General features: G+C 61.8%; 19 protein-coding genes. 4 read left to right on the top strand and 15 right to left on the bottom strand.

What is annotated here, in order from left to right:
* Nucleotides 1-494: 494 nt before the first annotated feature.
* Nucleotides 495-2,132: an acetolactate synthase large subunit gene (locus ASD00_RS08820; protein ID WP_057206122.1), complete on the top strand. Its 1,638-nt coding sequence runs from the start codon at nucleotides 495-497 to the stop codon at nucleotides 2,130-2,132.
* 289 nt (nucleotides 2,133-2,421) lie between these two features.
* Entirely contained in the window at nucleotides 2,422-2,667 is a 246-nt protein-coding gene (locus ASD00_RS08815) for a helix-turn-helix domain-containing protein (RefSeq protein ID WP_025429968.1), read from the top strand.
* Between the two features lie 64 nt (nucleotides 2,668-2,731).
* On the opposite strand, the gene ASD00_RS08810 is transcribed toward ASD00_RS08815, so the two are convergent.
* Nucleotides 2,732-3,604: a LysR family transcriptional regulator gene (locus tag ASD00_RS08810; RefSeq protein ID WP_200951443.1), complete on the bottom strand. Its 873-nt coding sequence runs from the start codon at nucleotides 3,602-3,604 to the stop codon at nucleotides 2,732-2,734.
* Between the two features lie 90 nt (nucleotides 3,605-3,694).
* On the opposite strand from ASD00_RS08810, the gene ASD00_RS08805 reads away from it, so the two are divergent.
* Nucleotides 3,695-4,108 (top strand): VOC family protein, encoded by a 414-nt coding sequence (locus ASD00_RS08805; protein ID WP_057206120.1) that lies wholly within the window; start codon nucleotides 3,695-3,697, stop codon nucleotides 4,106-4,108.
* A gap of 14 nt (nucleotides 4,109-4,122) precedes the next feature.
* Entirely contained in the window at nucleotides 4,123-5,067 is a 945-nt protein-coding gene (locus tag ASD00_RS08800; protein ID WP_057206118.1) for a glyoxylate/hydroxypyruvate reductase A, read from the top strand.
* Here the strand turns inward: ASD00_RS08800 and ASD00_RS08795 are convergent.
* The 14 genes from ASD00_RS08795 to ASD00_RS08730 all read right to left on the bottom strand — a co-directional run bounded on the left by ASD00_RS08795 (nucleotide 5,064) and on the right by ASD00_RS08730 (nucleotide 18,511).
* Complete coding sequence (locus ASD00_RS08795) at nucleotides 5,064-5,414, bottom strand: phosphotransferase (protein WP_162249717.1); 351 nt, start codon at nucleotides 5,412-5,414, stop codon at nucleotides 5,064-5,066. The two genes, ASD00_RS08800 and ASD00_RS08795, sit on opposite strands and share 4 nt — an antisense overlap.
* A gap of 80 nt (nucleotides 5,415-5,494) precedes the next feature.
* Nucleotides 5,495-6,406: an alpha/beta hydrolase-fold protein gene (locus ASD00_RS08790; RefSeq protein WP_057206114.1), complete on the bottom strand. Its 912-nt coding sequence runs from the start codon at nucleotides 6,404-6,406 to the stop codon at nucleotides 5,495-5,497.
* A gap of 121 nt (nucleotides 6,407-6,527) precedes the next feature.
* Nucleotides 6,528-7,277, bottom strand: coding sequence for a 2OG-Fe(II) oxygenase (locus tag ASD00_RS08785; protein WP_192434017.1), 750 nt, complete (start codon nucleotides 7,275-7,277; stop codon nucleotides 6,528-6,530).
* On the bottom strand, nucleotides 7,274-7,837 hold the full coding sequence (locus ASD00_RS08780; RefSeq protein ID WP_082523489.1) for a methylated-DNA--[protein]-cysteine S-methyltransferase: 564 nt from the start codon (nucleotides 7,835-7,837) through the stop codon (nucleotides 7,274-7,276). The genes ASD00_RS08785 and ASD00_RS08780 overlap by 4 nt, the downstream gene beginning before the upstream one ends.
* A gap of 135 nt (nucleotides 7,838-7,972) precedes the next feature.
* Nucleotides 7,973-8,620: a DNA oxidative demethylase AlkB gene (alkB, locus tag ASD00_RS08775; protein WP_057206112.1), complete on the bottom strand. Its 648-nt coding sequence runs from the start codon at nucleotides 8,618-8,620 to the stop codon at nucleotides 7,973-7,975.
* On the bottom strand, nucleotides 8,617-9,267 hold the full coding sequence (locus ASD00_RS08770) for a hypothetical protein (protein WP_057206110.1): 651 nt from the start codon (nucleotides 9,265-9,267) through the stop codon (nucleotides 8,617-8,619). The genes alkB and ASD00_RS08770 overlap by 4 nt, the downstream gene beginning before the upstream one ends.
* Before the next feature lie 132 nt (nucleotides 9,268-9,399).
* Nucleotides 9,400-10,494 (bottom strand): bifunctional DNA-binding transcriptional regulator/O6-methylguanine-DNA methyltransferase Ada, encoded by a 1,095-nt coding sequence (ada, locus tag ASD00_RS08765; protein WP_038578736.1) that lies wholly within the window; start codon nucleotides 10,492-10,494, stop codon nucleotides 9,400-9,402.
* 168 nt (nucleotides 10,495-10,662) lie between these two features.
* Entirely contained in the window at nucleotides 10,663-11,112 is a 450-nt protein-coding gene (locus ASD00_RS08760; RefSeq protein WP_057206108.1) for an ester cyclase, read from the bottom strand.
* Nucleotides 11,113-11,251: 139 nt separating this feature from the next.
* Nucleotides 11,252-12,223, bottom strand: a complete 972-nt coding sequence (locus tag ASD00_RS08755) for an ATP-binding cassette domain-containing protein (RefSeq protein WP_057206106.1) — start codon at nucleotides 12,221-12,223, stop codon at nucleotides 11,252-11,254.
* Nucleotides 12,216-13,193, bottom strand: coding sequence for an ABC transporter ATP-binding protein (locus tag ASD00_RS08750; RefSeq protein ID WP_025429954.1), 978 nt, complete (start codon nucleotides 13,191-13,193; stop codon nucleotides 12,216-12,218). The genes ASD00_RS08755 and ASD00_RS08750 overlap by 8 nt, the downstream gene beginning before the upstream one ends.
* Entirely contained in the window at nucleotides 13,190-14,011 is an 822-nt protein-coding gene (locus ASD00_RS08745) for an ABC transporter permease (protein ID WP_025429953.1), read from the bottom strand. Before ASD00_RS08745 ends, ASD00_RS08750 begins: the two co-directional genes overlap by 4 nt.
* Nucleotides 14,012-14,015: 4 nt before the next feature.
* A complete protein-coding gene (locus ASD00_RS08740; RefSeq protein WP_025429952.1) occupies nucleotides 14,016-14,951 on the bottom strand; it encodes an ABC transporter permease in 936 nt (311 codons plus the stop codon).
* Nucleotides 14,952-15,153: 202 nt separating this feature from the next.
* Nucleotides 15,154-16,752 carry an ABC transporter substrate-binding protein gene (locus ASD00_RS08735; protein WP_082523498.1) on the bottom strand — a complete coding sequence of 533 codons (1,599 nt, stop codon included), beginning with the start codon at nucleotides 16,750-16,752 and terminating at the stop codon, nucleotides 15,154-15,156.
* Nucleotides 16,753-16,873: 121 nt separating this feature from the next.
* On the bottom strand, nucleotides 16,874-18,511 hold the full coding sequence (locus ASD00_RS08730; protein ID WP_057206102.1) for an amidohydrolase: 1,638 nt from the start codon (nucleotides 18,509-18,511) through the stop codon (nucleotides 16,874-16,876).
* Nucleotides 18,512-18,684: the final 173 nt, after the last annotated feature.

Raw genomic sequence — 18,684 nt, 5'->3', positions numbered from 1 at the left:
GACCAATCAGCATCCGCCAATCAAGGAAACCTTAAAACGAAGGACATCGTCGCCAGCAGCGCCGCCGCCCTCGTTCAGTGATCGGGCTTATAGACCCCCCTCACCGAACACGTCAACACTCAATCGCAAAAAATCGACAAGATCGAACAACACATTGAAAATACAAACGAAATTCAAACGAGAGTTATCAACAGGGCGAGATGGGCGGTATCGCCTGGGCGAAAATACCGGATTTCCGGGATTCCTGCGGCAACCGAAGCGAAATCGTCACCCGCTGATGCAAAGCCAGGGGCATCAGGACGACCAGTCCCCCGGTTTGCAGCGGGCAGATCGGTGGCCGCCGAGGCTCAAACACGACGCGAAATGCGGTTGCGTCTGCAATAGAGGACGATACTGTTCGAGAGCGGCGATCCCGGTCGGCCGCCCCAGGCAATCGCCGGGCCAACGCTCCACGAACGATACACATTGCGACACTCGCTGAAAGGGTTCGAAAGATGATGAAAGGTTCCGACGTTCTGATTGCTGCATTGGAGAACGAAGGGGTCGACTGCATCTTCGGCGTGCCCGGAGAAGAAAACCTGCATGTGGTGGAGTCGCTGCGCAAATCCCGCATCAAGCTAATTTTGACACGGCACGAACAGGCCGCCGCCTTCATGGCCGGGACGCATGGGCGCCTGACCGGCAAGCCGGGCGTCTGCATGGCGACGCTCGGCCCAGGCGCGCTCAATTTTTCGACCGGCGCTGCCTATGCCAATCTCGGCGCCATGCCGATGATCCTGATCACGGGGCAGAAGCCGATCAAGACGGCGCGCCAAGCCCGCTTCCAGATCGTCGATGTCGTTGCCTCGATGCGGCCGCTGACCAAGATGACGCGGCAGATCGTCAGCGTCGGCAGCATTCCGGCCGCCGTTCGCGACGCCTTTCGCGTGGCCATGGAAGAACGGCCCGGTGCGGTGCATCTTGAATTGCCGGAGGATGTCGCCGGTGAAACCATCGATGAGGCGCCGATCATTCCGGTTCACCCGCTCGACCGGCCGGTGGCGCCGTCTGCTGCCATCGACCGGGCGGTTGAGATCATCCTTGCCGCCAGGCGGCCGCTGATCATGATCGGCGCGGCCAGCAGCCGCCCGCGGCTCGTGGATGCGCTCTCCGCCTTTGTCCGCCGGATGCGCATCCCCTTCTTCAACACCCAGATGGGCAAGGGCGCGGTCAATGGCGGCTCCAACCTCTATGTCGGCACGGCCGCCCTTTCCGAACGCGACTATGTGCATGACGCCATCGACCAAGCGGACCTGATCATTTCCGTCGGCCACGACACGGTGGAAAAGCCGCCCTTCCTGATGCGCAGCGAAGGCGGGCCGAAGGTTCTGCACATCGGCTACAGCTCGGCCAATGTCGAGCAGGTCTACCATCCCGACGCAGAAGTGATCGGCGACATCGGCACGACGGTGACCGCGATCGCCGATCGGCTCGGCGGCAAGCTCGATCCGGAACCGCTGCTGCTCAGCCTGCGCCAGACCATTCTCGACAAGCTCAACGAAGGCGCAGACGAAGACCGGTTTCCGGTGACGCCGCAACGTATCGTCCATGACGTGCGCAAGGTGATGCCGGAAGACGGTGTCGTCTGCCTCGACAACGGCATGTACAAGATCTGGTTTGCCCGGCACTACCGCACCCATGTCGCCAACACGCTGTTGCTCGACAATGCGCTCGCCACCATGGGCGCCGGCCTGCCTTCTGCAATGATGGCGGCGATGCTCTATCCCGAGCGCCGCGTCATGGCGGTGTGCGGCGACGGCGGCTTCATGATGAACTCCCAGGAGATGGAGACCGCAGTTCGCCTCGGCCTCAATCTGGTGGTCGTCATCCTCAACGACAGTGCCTATGGCATGATCCGCTGGAAGCAGGCCGTCGATGATTTCCCGGATTTCGGCCTGACATTCGGCAATCCCGATTTCGTGCGCTACGCGGTAGCCTATGGTGCGAAGGGCGCGCGGGTCACGAGCGCGGACATGCTGGTGCCGACGCTCGAGGCTGCCTTTACCGGCGGCGGCGTGCATCTCGTCGATGTGCCGATCGACTATTCCGAAAACATGCGCGTGCTGGTCGATGAGCTGCGCACCCGCTCCTAAAACCTGCTTTCTCCAGGCGAGCAACATAGGACACCGGCGGTTGCCTTAATCGGGCGGCCGACCTGACGGCCTTTATCCATAGGACACCCCGGCCTTCGTCTCACCATGGATCCTGATGTTGCCAATCAAGGCGGCCCCATGGCCGTGATTGGCAACAAGCCTTGCGCTGCCATCTTTTGGACTTATATTGCACTGCACTCGGCGCCTGTTTTTGGCCGAGTTTTTCTTGGCTGCATGCCGCCTTCACGCGAAAAGCCTCGCTCTTCGCGCACAACCGAAGGACCACTTCATGACTGTTTCGATAAACAATCTTGATGCCTCCACCACGGGCGCTTTGGCCCATGTCGATATCGGCGATACCGTCAGACGTTCCCGTCAAGCGATCGGCTACAGTGTCGACGAACTTGCGCTCACCTGCGGGCTGACCGACATCGAAATCACCAACATCGAGCTTGGTGTCGACACCGATCCGGCCAAGCTCCGTCGGATCGCCGCCGCACTTCAGTTGCCCCTAACCACCTTCCTGCTCAGCTAGGCCCAATGGGCGTCGCGTCCACACGAGACGCGACACCCACCCGGCGTTCCTGGAGCTTTGCCAATCAACCTGTAAAACCCTGCGATAGAATCTCCTGCAGTAGCGCAAGCGGCGTGGGGCGACTTGGCACGCGCTGATGCAGGAAAACAATCCTGCGCTCGTACGCGGCGGCATCGGGTACCTCGACCAGGCAAAATCCGTCCCGTCCCAGGCCCTGCCAGGCCGGAACGACGGAGTTTCCCATCCCGTTGGCCACGAGCATGGCTATGGTTTCGAGCGCGTCCATGTCGCAACGAATGTCCGGATCAAGCCCGGCATCGGCGAGATATTGTGACGACAGCCGCCCGCCCCAGGATCCCGGATCGTAGCGGATGAACGGCGCCTGCCGGATTTGCTCAGCGATATCGTCAGGTTCCGTCGCATCCCTGCTGATGAACACAAGCGGTTCGCGGCGAATGACATATACCGCCAATCCCTTTGGCAGCAAGAATGGCGGTTCAACCAGAACCGCGGCATCGAGCTCGCCTGCAAGCAACTGTTCGTAGAGCTGCAACGACGAACCGGGGCGCAGCATCAGCTTCAGGCTCGGCGCCCGACGGGAGAGTTCGTCCAGAACTTCAGGGAATATGCCTGTCAGCGCCGTCGAGATCGCCCCGATTTTCAACTCGGCGGCAAGACCACCGCCTGCAACGTCGTATCTGAGATTTTCGGCTTCCCGGATTATGAGACGCGCCCGCGGCAACAGCGAAAGACAGGCGTCCGTAGGCTGGGCCGAATGGGCGCCGCGGGCAAGCAGCATGCATCCAAGGGCTCGTTCGAGCGATTGAATGCGTTGGCTGACGGCGGCCGGCGTCAACTTTTCCCGGCGTGCAGCGGCTGCGATGGACCCCGTTTCCACCGTGGCGACTAGGCTTTGCAGGAAGCGAATATCCACCATGAATCCTTATTCTCAGAGAAAGAATTACATAGTTTTTCTTAGCCTCTCAAGACGCTATCCCTGTGTCAACCGGAGACACAGGAGTTCCAGATGAAGTCGCTTTTCCATCTCGCCTTTCACGTCACCGATCTCGATGAGGCCCGCAGGTTCTACGGCGACGTGCTTGGTTGCGAGGAAGGGCGCAGCACGGATACCTGGGTCGATTTCGATTTCTTTGGCCATCAACTGTCGCTGCATCTGGGCAAGCCCTTCGAAGTCACGCGGACCGGCAAGGTCGGCAACCATCTCGTACTGATGCCGCATATGGGCGTGGTGCTGCGCTTGGCGGATTGGTTCGTGCTGGCCGAGCGCCTGGAACAAAAGGGCGTGCGCTTCGACATTCCGCCGGTCGTGCGTTTCGAAGGCAAGCCCGGCGAGCAGCGGACGATGTTCTTCCTCGATCCGAGCGGCAATCCCATCGAGGTCAAGGGGTTTGCCGATTTCGACAGCCTGTTTGCACGCTGACACCGGAGGCGGATGTGAAGAAGCCTATCGCCTTGGTGACGCGCATCGACCGCGCCGACGAACAGGCCTGGGTTGCCATCCTGGCCAGGCTGTTGCCGGAGAGCGAAATCGTGCACTTCCACGAGATGGACGATGCGCAGCGCGACGCCGCCGAAATCGCCATCGTTGCCAATCCCGATCCTGGGCACGTGGCGGCGCTGCCCAATCTCAAGTGGATACACAGTCTTTGGGCAGGGGTAGAGCGACTGGTCGCCGAGCTCGGCCAGGCAGCGCCCCCGATCGTCAGGCTTGAAGACCCCGAGCTGGCTCGGGTCATGGCGGAAGCGATCCTTGCCTGGACCTATTATCTTCACCGCGACATGCCCGCCTACCGCAGGCAGCAGGCGGCGGCAATCTGGCGGCAGCATCCGTACCGCCGGCCAGGCGATCTCACGGTCGGGATCCTGGGCATGGGGCTTCTCGGAAAAGCAGCGGCAGGAAAACTGACGGCAGCCGGCTTCCGGGTTACGGGCTGGGCACGGTCGCCGCAGCAGATAGACGGCGTCGATATGGTCAGCGCCGAGAGCGGCCTCGATCGGCTCTTGCGGACAAGCGACATAGTCGTCAGCCTGTTGCCGCTGACATCAGAGACCCGCGGCCTGCTCGATGCCCGTCGCCTCTCATCCATGAAAACCGGCGCGCGCCTCATCAATTTTTCCCGCGGGCCGATCATCGTCGACGTCGACCTGATCGCGGCGTTGGACGCTGGGCATATCGCGCATGCGGTGCTCGATGTTTTCGACGCCGAGCCTTTGCCACCCACGTCGCCCTATTGGCGGCATGACAGCGTGACGGTATTGCCGCACATTTCCGCGCCGACCGACAGGAACACGGCCGCCGTGATCGTCGCTGATAATATCAAGCGGTATTATGCGACCGGCGCCCTGCCCGCAGCCATCGATATCAAGCGCGGTTACTAGCCGCGTCTTAGTGCCTCGAGCCCCGCGTTCAGCGCCACATCGTCACCATGCTCGAGGCCGAAGAGGACGTCCAGCAGCGGGAAGGTGCTGCGATAGAAGCGGATCTGGTCCTGCATCGCATCTATCCCGGGATAGTATGGGTGCATGAGCGCGAGGAAATCGTCGCCCAGGCCGGCGGAAAGGCTGGCGAGGTCATGAGCAGGGTGGCCGATCGAGCATCCCGCAAAGTCGATAACGCCGGAGACCTGGCCGTCGTCGACGAGAATATTTCCCGTGCCAAAGTCACCATGAATGATCGCCGTGGCGAGCGTGCACCAATACTTGTCTTTTATAATCAAGTTTATCACGCGGCAAGCGTGTTCCTGCGAAAACACATCGCATAGGAGTGTCACAGTGCCAAGCCGCAGGGGGTTGTGCGCCCGATGCCCTAGCCGTTTCGGAAGCTGGCGCCGACGAAGCTCAGCGCTTCGGGCAAACCGCTGAGCCAATAGGCCCAGTCATGGCCGCCCTCCCGTGCGATGAAGCGGTGCTCCACGCCAAGCTTTTGAAGCTTCAAATGGAGCTCGGAGTTGCCAGCGAAGAAATCGTCACTCGAACCGCAATCCATATAGAGCGCTGTCTTGCCGATTTGCTCGGCAGGGATCGTCTCGACCAGATCGAGCACGCTGTTGTCGTGATAGGCGGCATTCAAACGGCCCTTGCCGGCAAGCCCCAGCCCCCAGGCTTTGCCATAGCGACGATCGTATCCCGACTGGTCCATCTCGACGACCTGACCGTCTGTTCGAAAGGCCGCGCTCAGCGCCGCAGCGGCGGAGAACATCTCAGGCCGTTTGAATGAGAAGGCGATGGCCGCATAGCCGCCCATGGAAAGGCCGAGAATCCCGCGCCCTTCCTTCTCCGGCACCGTCCGGTAGGTGTGGTCGATGTAGGTTACGAACTCCTGAAGGAACATGTCCTGCCAGCGGTAACCGCCGTCAGCGTCGTTCATGTAGTAGGTGTTGAATCTGTTCTCCTTGTCCCGGCGCCCTTCCGGCGTGACTGCGATGAAGGCCGGCACCTCCCCGCTTTCGATCATCCGGTCGAACACCCGGTCGGCTCCGCCGAAACGATACCAGTCGGTATTTTTGCCTTTGCCCCCGCCATGCATGAGATAGATGACGGGGTAGGAGCGGTTCCCGGCCTCGTATTTCGGCGGGAGATAGACGGTATATTCGACATCCTTGCCGAGAATCCTGCTGGGCATCTTTTGCCCTTCGAGCACCGTGCCCGCGTTCGCCGCCCAGGAATTGGCCAAGGAAACGAGCGCGAGAAAGCCGGCAAGAACGGTCGTTTTGAACATCGAGTTACTCCTGTCTGCTGGCTTGGCAAATAGGCGGAAGGAAGTCGTTGTCAAACAAAGCCCCTCACCCGAAAGCGAGGGACATTGACCGCAAGCCATGAAAGCGGCGGTGCGAGCCGCGCTATCTTGCGTCGTGAAAGATGATGCCGACAGTGTGGCGCAGGCCTGACCTGACACGGCTGACGCCATGGCGCAGGTTGACGCGATAATTGCCCTTCGTGCCTTGAACCGGCCGGTTGTGAACGGCAAAAGCCACGGCATCACCTTGGCGGAGGGGAACGACCTCGACCCGGCTTTGCATGCGCGGACGCTGCTCCGTCAGCACGAATTCACCGCCCGTGAAATCCTTTCCCGGTTCGGAAAGAAGGATCGCGACCTGTATCGGAAAGGCAAGATCACCATAGAGGTCCTGGTGCAGGCAATTGAAATCGCCGGGCACATATTGCAGCAGCAGCGGTGTTGGCCGTGTCTGGCCCGCATCGTGGCACTGCCTCAGGAATTCCCGGTGCTCCGCCGGATATCTCGTCTCGATCCCCATGCGACCGTTCCATTGGTTGGCAACGTCGGCGAGGCGCGGATAGAGCGCAGTGCGAAGACCGCCAAGCAGATCCGGCAACGGATACTTGAAGTAGCGATATTCCCCCTTGCCGAAACCGTGCCTGGCCATGTGGATATGGCTGCGGAAATGCTGCTCGTCCTTGTAGAGCGCCGAAATCCGTCGGCAGTCGTCCGCCGACAGAAGCTTTTCCATGACCGCGCAGCCATAGCCGTTCAACGCGTCCGAAATCGCCTGCCAATCGTAAGCTGCGACATGCGTCTCCACAGCCTGTTCGGTCCGATCTGCAATAGCCATTGAAATGCGCGGATTCATAGCATCGCCTCCTTGGCGATCAGCGTGCGCTTGCGCTCTATGCCCCAACGGTAGCCGGCGAGTTCACCGCTGCTGCGCACGACACGGTGGCATGGAATGGCCAAAGCGATGACATTGGCGGCGCAGGCGTTGGCAACGGCGCGCGCGGATGTCGGTGCGCCAACGCGGACCGCCAGCTCGGCGTAAGTGATCGTCGTCCCCGCCGGGATCGCGCGAAGCGCCTGCCAGACACGGCGCTGGAGTGTTGTCCCGCGGAGGGCAAGCGGGAGATCCAGACCCTCGCCAGGGTTATCGATGAAGCGAAGGACCTTCGCCAGCTCGGTGCGAAGTCCGGCTTCGTTCCGGTTCAATGCACGGCCAGGAAAACGATCCGCAAGATCTCGCTCCAGTTGCTCCGCGTCAGCACCGATCAGGATCGCACAAACACCGCCGACGCTGCGCGCGATCAGAACACAGCCCAACTCTGCTTGTGCAACGCCATACTCCACGGTTGTGCGGTTAGCGACGTCGACGGCTTGCCGCGGTCGCGGGGTGTGCGTCCGGTTGTCGATGAGGTTCATGAGACTAACTCCTTGTTCCGTTCCGTTCTCTTCACCGACCCTAGAGATGCGTCGCCTTGGCCGAACTCCGCTCCTTGCTTTCAAATCGAAAAGACTTGTCTCCTGCAGCGCCGCCCGCATCGCATCGATGGTCCCTTATTGGGCGCGGCGGAAGGTCAGATTGATGCGCATGCGGCCAAGGGTCTCGTGTTCGCCGTCCTTCAACTCTGTGACCCCGTGATAGAATAGGCGCGACCGCCCACCCCAGACGACGACATCGCCGTGACGCAACGCGTATTTGCGGATTGGGTCGGTGCGGTTTGGTCCGCCAAACTGGAATGTGGCGGGGAGCCCGAGCGAAACCGAAACGATGGGGTGCGAGAAATCGCGCTCGTCCTTGTCCTGATGAAGCGAAAGCCGTGTGCCCGGTTCGTACCGGTTGATCAGGCAGGCATCGGGTCTGAAATTCGGATAGCCTGCTTCGGTCGCCGCCGCGATCGCAAGGTCGAGGAAGGACGATGGCAGCGGCGGCCACGGCTTGCCGCTCTCCGGGTCTAGCCGGTCGTAGCGGTACCCGCTCCGGTCCGTGACCCATCCGGCCGCCCCGCAATTGGTCATCGCAACCGACATCGTGTAGCCGCCCGGTGTCACCATGTGCCGGAACGGTGCCTCAGCAATGACTGATCGCAGTCCCGGCAGGATTTGCCCCTCGAGCGGCAGCGCAAAGCCGCGAAGCAGCGTCGCGCCTTCGGCCATGCTCTCGCGTGACGGTTCGACGGCAAGCTTGGCGAATAGGTCAGTCATGGCGTCTTTCCGGACAGAAAATTGGTGATGTCGGGATGAAGGACAGGGCGGTAACCGGCCCGAAGAACCCTGACGGTCGAAGGCGGCGTCAGAATTCCCTCAGCGATGATGCCCATTTCCGGGCTCAGGTAACCCGCCTCGGTCCAGCGGAAACAGCGCCCGGATGCGAGCGTGAAGGCAAAGCCGGATGCCACCACCATCGTCCCGTCTGGTAGATCCCTGACTGGCGACGGCAACGGATGGATGCGCTTCTGTCCGCGTAGAACTCGTTCGCTATGGAGCACCGCATCGAGTTCGCCCGCCGAAGGCGACGCCATCAAGCCGCCAGTCCAGGCGACTCTGAAGACTAGAGCGGCCTCCCGTCTGCAGAAGAAGCACGGGCGGTGCCCCGCCGCCAGCGCCACGGCCTCGTCGAGGAAGAAAAGCTCGGTCCAGCTTCGGCCGGCCATGACGTCGCGCCGGCGATCCCCGTATTCGCAGGTGCAGATCAGCCACGCCTTGGACGTCCACCGCCGCCGCAATAGGGTTTTCGTCTCGGGGTCGTGGATGATGCCGCGGTTGCCGATGAACAGGCCGCGCTGCGCGATAGCGATAATGTCGCCGAATGGCGTCACGCGATTCTGGAGGGGCTGGCGAACGCTATTCATACAGGCGGATCTCCCCGGGCCGCATTACGTCGGAAATGATATCATCGAACGGGCGGGCGATATGCAGCCCGACGCACCGCTTTGTCGCCGTGAAGATAACCATTTGGGCGCGACACCGCGCGGCGGCACCCATTAAGCGGCTCCACGGGCCGCCTCGCGGTCGAGCAAGGCGCGCTTGCGTTCGACGCCCCAGGCATAACCCGACAGCGCTCCATCGTTCCGCACCACCCGATGGCACGGGATGACAACGGCGAGGCTATTCGCCGCGCATGCGCCAGCGACGGCACGAACCGCCTTCGGCTGCCCGATGCGACGGGCAATTTCCGCGTAGGACACCGTCCTGCCGACCGGAATTTCCTGCAGGGCCTGCCAGACCCGCTGCTGGAATGCTGTCCCGCGAACATCGAACGGTAGGTCGAGGCCGATGCCCGGGGCTTCGACGAAGCCGACCACCTGTGCGACAAGCGCCTCGTAGTCGGCATCGGCGCCAATCAGCTCCGCCTTCGGAAAACGGTCCTGAAGGTCGCGCACAAGCGCCTCCGGATCGTCTCCGAGCAGGATGGACGCGACACCTTTCCGGCTTGATGCGACGAGGATCGCGCCGAGCGACGTCTGGCCGACGGCAAATCGGATTTCCTCATCCGCGCCGCCTGCGCGGTAGCGTGCCGGCGTCATGCCGAGAATATCAGTCGAGTTCTCGTAGAAACGACCGCTCGAGTTGAAGCCCGCTTCATAGATCGCCTCCGTTACGCTGTTGCCCGCTTCCAGCCCACGACGAACCTTGGCAGCTCGATGAGCAGCCGCATAGTCCTTTGGCGTCAAGCCGATCGCTGCCTTGAACAGCCGATGGAAATAGCTCTGGCTCTTGCCGACGGCAGCGGCCAGATCGCCCAAGGCCAGCTCTTCATCGCTGTCTTCGATCAGCCGGCAAGCCCTAACGACGATGGCAGCGTTTGCCTCATCGCTGGATGGGCCGTCCGGGTTGCACCGCCGACACGGGCGAAAGCCCGTCGCCTTCGCGCCTTCAAGCGTGTCGTGCAATTGGACATTCTTGGGATTGGCGATGCGTGAAGGGCATGAGGGGCGGCAATAGACGCCGGTGGTCGTGACCGAATACCAGAAATGCCCGTCGGAAGCCTTGTCGCGGCTGACGATGGCGACCCAGCGCGGGTCGCGCGCGACTGGGACCCTGGTCGCGGCAGCTGCGGTTGGGAATGTCGTCGCCATATTCATCGTCGGACGCTCCTCATTCCGGTCGCGCCTGGGAGGTATCCGGGTCGCGGCCTTCAAGCTCAAGATTGACCACCACTCGGGCGATCTGCTGCTCCAAGAAGCTTCGCCAAAAAGGCTGGGCCACGCCACCCGTTTCCTGTGCGTGGCGTGGCACCCGATCGATCAGGCCGCTTTCATCAATCCGAGTTGCGTCAGGGCCGCAACCCCGTCGTCGAGACCGATCTCCTCGACGATCTTGCCGTTGATGACCTTCAGAACCGTCGTCCCCGTGAAGCGCATCTTGCGGCCACTTCCTGCCGGCAGACTGCCGGCCAGGAAGTCGTCGAAGGCAGCGCCGGCATGGGTGCCGCCGCCTTCCCATTGGCCGACGACATAGTCGCCTTCGGCGATGAGGTCGGCCGTGCCCCAGAAGTTCAGATCCGGGAACGCGGCACGGAAATCGGTCATGAAGGCTTTGATATCATCATGGCCGCGGCGCGGTTCATGCAGGGAATATTTCAACAGCATGTCTGCAGACGCGATCTCGTTGACGATGGAAAGATCTACGTCGCGACCCCAAAACTCTGTGAACCATCTGCTGACCACCGCCTTGTTGTCTTCTTCCTTGCTCATTGGCTTTCTCCTCGAACTGACACAGGCTCGACCGTCGATAACGCCGGTTGCCTGCGCATAAAGGTAGCCTGAGCTACGGCGCCCAAAACTCCGGTTCTTACCCTCCAATCGAAACCAGTTCGCAATTCCGAGCGCCGGCTCAGCCCCGCGCGATCAGACGAACGCTGTGGTCGTCCCGAAGCGCAATCAATTGCGAAGACGGCGGCAGGCTGTAGACGTCATGCTTTCCGAATTCTCTGGGGTAGTAGTCATAGCCCGGCGGCGGTTCCGGTGTTTCACGAGGATCCACCGGGCTTTGGCCCGTCAGCTCGGTGACCGGATCGAGGATCGCCCCGATCAGGCGGCGGGTATAGGGATGCTGTGGTTCGCTGAAGACCCGGTCCCAGCTGCCGGTCTCGACGATCTGGCCGAAATACATCACCGCCACGCGGTCGCTCATATGTTCGACCACGCTCAGGTCATGGCTGATCATGATGTAGGACAGGTCCAGCCGTTCCTTGAGTTCCAGCAGCAGGTTGATGATCTGGGCGCGGATCGAGACGTCGAGCGCCGACACCGGCTCGTCCAGCACCACGACCTTGGGGTTGAGAATCAAAGCGCGGGCAATGCCGATGCGCTGGCGCTGGCCGCCGGAAAATTCATGCGGGAAACGCCCCGCCTGCTCCGGTTTCAATCCGACCAACTGCATCATCTCTTCGATGCGTCGCGCGATCTCCTTGCGGTCGGAAATCCCATGCAATCTCAGCGGTGCCGCCAGCGACGTGTAGATCGTCTGACGGGGGTTGAGCGACGCGTACGGGTCCTGAAACACCATCTGCGCCATGCCGGCACGCTCGAGCCGGGAGGGCCGCGCCTTGCCGGTGATCGATCGCCCTTCGAAATAGATCTCGCCCGCGGTCGGCTCCTGAAGTCCGAGGATCGAAAGCGCAAGCGTCGACTTTCCGCAACCGGATTCGCCGACGATCGACAGGCATTCGCCCCGGTTCAGCGTCAGGCTCAGGTCGTTGACGGCGCGCAGAGTGCGCTTCGAGCGGCCGAAGACGCCGTTGCGCACCGGGAAATGCACGCTCAGGCCGTCGACTCTGACCAGTGGTTCGTTGTTATCATTCATGGTTGAAACACTTCACGAAGCCATCATGGCTGAGGCCGGTTGGCGGTGGAATTTCGGCGCTGCAGATGGACGTCGCCCTGTGGCAACGCGGCTGAAAGCGACAGCCCGGCGGAAAACTGGCGATGGAGGGAACCGTGCCTTCGATCTCCTGAAGGCGCTTGCGCCCTTCCAGCCGGCGCGAGCCCAGATGCGGCAGCGATCGCAACAGGCCGTCGGTATAAGGATGGGCCGGATGGAGGAACAGGTCGGCGACCGGCCTCTCCTCGACCAGGCGCCCGGCATACATGATGCCGACCCGGTTGCACATATTGGCAATCACGCCGAGATCGTGGCTGATCATCAGCACTGATGTGCCGCGTGCAGCGCAAAGCTCCTTCACGAGTTTGAGGATCTCCGCCTGCACCGTCACGTCGAGCGCCGTCGTCGGCTCGTCGGCGATCAGCAGATCCGGATTGCAGGCAAGCGCAATGGCGATCATCACCCGCTGCCGCATGCCGCCGGACATCTGGTGCGGATAGTTCTTCACCCGCTCCTCCGGCGCCGGGACCTGTACGTTGCCGAGCGCTTCGATCGCCAGTCTTTCGGCTTCCTTCCAGGTGGCACCCTTGTGCAGGACAAACATCTCGGCAATCTGCCGGCCGACCGGAGACAACGGGTTGAGCGCGGTCATCGGTTCCTGGAAGATCATGGCGATGCGCTCGCCCCGAAGCCGCCGCAACTCGCGTTTCGAAAGCTCCCTCAGGTCCCGACCGTTGAACTTCAGCGAACCGCCCGTGACGGCGAGCGGCGCACGCAACAGGCCGATGATCGAAAGCGCAGTGATGCTCTTGCCGCAGCCCGATTCGCCCACGAGGCCATAGGCCTCGCCGCGCCCGATCGAGAACGACACGTTGTCGACGACGTTGTGGCTGACCCGGCCCGATACGATATCGAGGCGCAGATCCCTGACGTTCAGCAAGTTCTCGGTCATAGCTGCCGCGCCCTCATATGCGGGTCCAGCCAATCGCGTAGACCGTCGCCGAAAAGATTGAGACCGAGAACCGTCACGAAGATCGCCAGCCCCGGAAAGATCGCCGCCCAGGGCGCAATGACGATGAGTTCGCGTGCATCCGTCAGCATGTTGCCCCAGCTCGGAAACGGCGGCTTGATGCCCAGTCCGAGATAGGAGAGTGCTGCCTCGGCAAGGATCGCATCGCCCATGCCCAGCGTTCCGATCACCAGGATCGGGCCGATCATGTTGGGCAGGATCTGCGTGATCATGATGCGGATGTCGCCGTAACCGAGCGTCTTTGCCGCCTGGACATAGCCCTGCTTCTTCAAGGACAGCGCCGAGCTTCGCGCGATGCGACAGGTCCATGACCAGTTGGTCAAGCCTAGCGCGATCAGCAGGCTGGAAAGGCCGGGCCCAAGGATCGCCATGATGGCGAGCGCGAAGATCAGGCTCGGGATCGCCAGCATCAGGTTGGTGAGCCCGGTGACAAGATCGTCCCACCAGCCGCCGAAATAGCCGGCCGAAATGCCGAGCGCCAGGCCAATCAGCGTGTTGATGACCTGCGAGCCGATACCGACGGCAAGCGAGATGCGTGCGCCGTAGAGGATGCGGCTGAGAACGTCACGCCCTTGCGCGTCGGTGCCGAACCAGAACTGTGCGTCCGGCGGCAGCTCCGCATTCATCAGGTCCGCGTCGAGCACGGGATCGGTCGGCGCCAGCCAGGGCGCAAGCAGCGCCGCTGAGATGATGACGAGACAGAGGACGCCACCGATGAGGAGATTGAGCCGTATTCTCATGGATCTATCCGTGGCTGATGCGCGGATCGATGACCGCGTAAAGAATATCGACGATGGTGTTGATGAGCAGGAACCACAGGACGATGACGAGGATCGCACCCTGAACCACCGGGATGTCGCGCAGGCTGACGCTGTCGACCAGCAGAGAGCCCAGCCCCGGCCAGGAGAACAGTTTTTCCACCACCACCGCCTGACCCATCATCGAACCGAACTGCAGGCCGATGGTGGTGATGATCAGCACAAGCACGTTGCGAACGACATGCCAGGTGACGAGGCGAAAGCCGTTCATGCCTTTGGCTCGGGCGGTGCGGATGAAATCGGCGTTCATCACGTCAAGGACGGCGGCGCGCGTCGTGCGCGCCAGGAGTGCCATCGGCGCCACGCCGAGCGTCAAGGCCGGCAGGATCAGGTTCATCGGCCCGCCGTCGCCGTAGCCGAAGCTCGGCAACCAGCCGAGCGTCAGCGCGAACAGATACATGCCGAGCAGCCCGAGCCAGAACTGCGGCAGGGACAGGCCCGAGATCGCGCCGATCATCGTCAACGTGTCGATGATGCTGCCCGGCTTCAAGGCGGCGATGAAACCGAGCGGTACACCGACGAACATCGCGATCGCCATCGCCGCGAATGCGAGCTTCAAGGTCGGCCACATGCGCTCGCCGATCAGATGGGCCACCGGCTGGCGGCTGCGGAACGATGTTCCGAGATCGAACCTTGCGAGATCGGAGAGATAGGCGCCGAACCGCACATAGAGCGGTTGGTCGAGACCGAACTCGCGCGTCATCTTCTCGACGATCTTTGGGTCGCCGCCGCCCTTGCCATTGGCTGTCAGGCTGGTGGCGATGCTGCCCGGCACCACGCTGAAGATCACGAAGATCAACAGCGATATCGCGATGACTGTCGGGATCACCTGCAAGATGCGGCGCACGACGAACTGAAGCATTCATTTCCTCCCTCGCGGCGCCCATCAACGGATGCGCGGGCGATAGTCCTCCGGCACATGCCACCGAGCGATAGGCCACTCGGGCCAGATCATTCCGGCGGGTTGCGCATCGTAAGCATTGACTTACGTTATCGGCAGCATAGGTGCCAGATACCAGTGGAAAGGCCCCCGATACCGCGACGACGATATCGGGGCGCCTCCATCAACGTCCGGCTGGGACGGTTTCGTCCACCCAGAGCTTTTCATAGGACTGGATCGCCAGCTCGGCGGAGTTTGGCTGCAGCCCATGCAGCCAGGGCTGGTAGGCCATCACAGCCTTGTTGTAGTTGAAGAACCAGACCGGCGCTTCTTCCTGAACGAGGTTGTTGGCCTTGCGCAGCAGCTCGTTCTTTTCCTCGTCGGTCTTGGCAACCTTGGCGGCTTCGAACAGCTTGTCGAAGTCCGCATTTGCGAACTTCTGATAGTTGCACGCAGCCTGCGAAGTCTTGGAATAGAAGCACTGCATCGCCGTCAGGGCGTCCGGGCCGCTTTCCGACGACCACATGAAGGACTGGAAATCGCCTGATGGCACGACTTCGGAAAGCACCGAAGCCTCGACCGGTTTTGCCTTCACCCGGATACCGACTTTTTCCAGCATCGGGATGATCGCCTCGACGATCGTCAGGCCCCAGCTTTCGTTCTGCGTCGCCGTCAGTTCGACATCGAAGCCATCGGCATAACCGGCCTCGGCCAGCAGTGTTTTCGCCTTCTCCGGGTCGTAGGCGTAGGGCTGCGCGTCCTTGTCATAGGCCGGCGACGACGTCGGCAGCCAGCCGCTCGCCCGGTAGGCCTTGTCCTTTGCCAGCCGCTTGATAATCAGGTCGGCGTTGATGGCGTAGTTGAAAGCCTGACGAACGCGCTTGTCCTTGAACGGCTCGAAATCGAGGTTGAAGCCGACATAGCGCGTATAGACTTCTGCGACTTCGAGAAGGCCCTTGGACAGTTCCGGATCGGCCTGATAGGCGACGTATTGCGACGGCCCGAGCACGGAGACGTCGATCTCCTTGTTGCGGAACGCGACGTCGCGCGCCGAAGCATCCCCCATGATCAGGATATTGATCTTGTCGGCGTAGGTCTTGTCCTTGTCGTAGTACTTTTCCCACTTCTCGACCGTCAGGCGCGAGCCGGGCACATATTCGGCAAACTTGTAGGGCCCGAGGCCGATCGGGTGGCTTGCGAAACCTTCCTTGTCGGCTTCCCCGGCGGGGTAGATCGCCGTGTTGTTGCGCATGAACAGGAACGCCGGGTCGACCGGGTCTGTCAGGGTCACTTCCAGCGTGAAATCATCGACCTTCTTCAGGCCCGAAATCGCCTCGGCCTTGCCGGCCATGTAGTCGGCGCCGCCCTTGATGTTGGCGATGTAGCGCGAGGGCGGATAGGCCTTGGCCGGATCGGCCATGCGGGTGAAGCTCGAGATGATGTCGTCGGCCGTCATCTGCTTGCCGTTGTGGAAATAGGCGTCCTGCCGCAGCTTGTAGGTATAGACCAGCTTGTCGGCGGAGACGTCGACGTCGGTCGCAAGCGCCAGCACCGGAACGTTCTTGTCCGCGTCCCAATCATAAAGGGTGCGATGGATCGCCTTGGCGTAGAACTCGTCCTGCGTCTGCGGCGACGCCTGGATGTCGAGCGTCGAGAAGCTGTCCCCATAGGGCGCCACGAAGTTGACCGTTCCGCCGGCCCGCGGCGTGTCGGCCGCCTGCACCGACGCCACCCCCGCCAGCAACGCTGCCGTCAATGTCGAAAGCAATGCTATTTTCTTCATCATTCCCATATCCTCCCCACTTGTTGTTCTGCGTATGGATGAACAAAACCGCGATCTCATCCGACCTCCCGGATCGGTTGAGATGCATTGAGCCGCTCTTGCGGCTCCCTCTCGCCCTTCGTCAGGCGTTCTGTCGCTCGAAGACCACCTCGCCGCCCCGGATTGCCAGGGTGCAGCGCGTGTCGTTGAGGATGTCTTCGGGGCTCGCCGTCAGCATGTTCCTGGAGAACACCGCGATATCGGCAAGCTGTCCCGGGACCAGTCGTCCCTTGACGGTTTCGAGCTTCTGCGAGAACGCGCCGTATTCGGTGTAGACCTGCAGCGCCTCTTCGATGGAGACCCGCTCGTCAGCGTCCATCACCGTGCCCTTGGCGGTCTTGCGCGTCAGCATGCTGTAGATATTGGGGAACGGGTTGGGATGACAGACCGGCGCATCGCTGCCGGTCGCAGGCTTCAGCCCCAGGTCCTTCCAGGTCTTCAATGGATAGCTCGACAGCGCCCGCTCCTCGCCGAGCACCGAGACGTAAGCGTCGCCGAAATCGTAGATGAACACCTGTTGCGGACACGGATATATCCCGGCCTTCACCATGCGCTGGTGCTGCGCGTCGCTGGAGAAGCCACAATGCTCGATCCGGTGACGGCGATCCGCATCCGGGATCGCCTCAAGTGCCTTCTCGTAGGCGGTGATCAGCTGACCGATCGCAGCGTCGCCGATCGCATGGCAGGCCAGTTGATAACCCTTGGTATGCGCGTCGAGTACGAGCGCCTGAAGTTCCACATCCGAAAGGATCTGGACGCCGGTATTGTTGTCATCGCCGAGATAGGGACTGCTCATCCAGGCGGTGCGGCCACCGGCCGAGCCATCAAGGAAGATCTTGACGGCGCCGACCTTCAGCATGTCGTCGCCGACACCGGAAATGAGACCGGCCTCATAGCTCTGCGGCACGATCGAAACGTTGGGATCGCCGAGAAGAACGAGCCAGGTGCGAACCGGCAGCTTGTTGTTGAGTTTCGCCAGATTATAGGCTTTGACCTCGTCGAAGCCTGCGACCTGACCGACGGCCGCGTCCATGATGCTGGTGACGCCATAGGACAGAAGCAGATTGCCGGCGCTTTCGATCGCATCGATCATGTCGTCGGTCGAGGCTTTCGGGATCGCGGCACGAACCAGCCCTTGCGCATTTTCCGCGACCAAGCCCGTAAGAGCACCAGACACCTGTTCGATCAGGCCGCCTTCCGGCACGGCCGTGTTCTCGTCGACGCCGGCCAAGCGGAATGCTTCCGAATTGAAGATCGACACATGCCCGCAGGCGCGCACCACCATGACGGGATGGTGCGGCGCAACCGCATCGAGTTCCGAGCGAAGCGGATGGCGACCGATGTCGAGCTTGGTCTGGTCATAACCCCGCGCCCGGATCCAGGTACCGGCCGGCGTGCTTTCGGCCTGGTGCCGGATGGCATCGAGCAGGCTTTCGAGCGTGGGGGCAGCCTGCGGCGTCGCGTCGACCCAATTCAACGTCAGGCCGACGGAGATCAGGTGCAGATGCGCATCGTTGAGACCGGGGGTCGCGAATTGCCCTTGAAGGTCGAGTAGCTGCGTGCCAGCGCCGCGATAGGTTTCCATTTCCTGCCTGGTGCCCGTCGCCAGGACCTTGCCCTGCCAGATTGCCAGGGCATCGACGACGCCCTCGGCCATACCGCACCAGATCACACCGTTGTGCACGATCATGTCGGCGTGAAAACTCTGTCCCGCTGGCATCTAAGGCTCCTCCCCCTCGGCCGTCACTGCAATGCAGAGCCGGGTTTGATGGCAAACCGGCTCTCGGCACGACCCATGTCTCCCGCCCGCATCAGTTTCGCGCCGAAATCCGCATCTTTATCCGTTCCGGTGCGGCATTCCGATGGGCCACAAGTCGTGCAGTCGGGGATGCT

This window comes from Ensifer sp. Root31 (assembly GCF_001424825.1).
Classification (GTDB): Bacteria; Pseudomonadota; Alphaproteobacteria; order Rhizobiales; family Rhizobiaceae; genus Ensifer; species Ensifer canadensis.
Note: the sequence above shows the minus strand (reverse complement) of the source record. Positions and strands in the feature narration are given on the sequence as shown.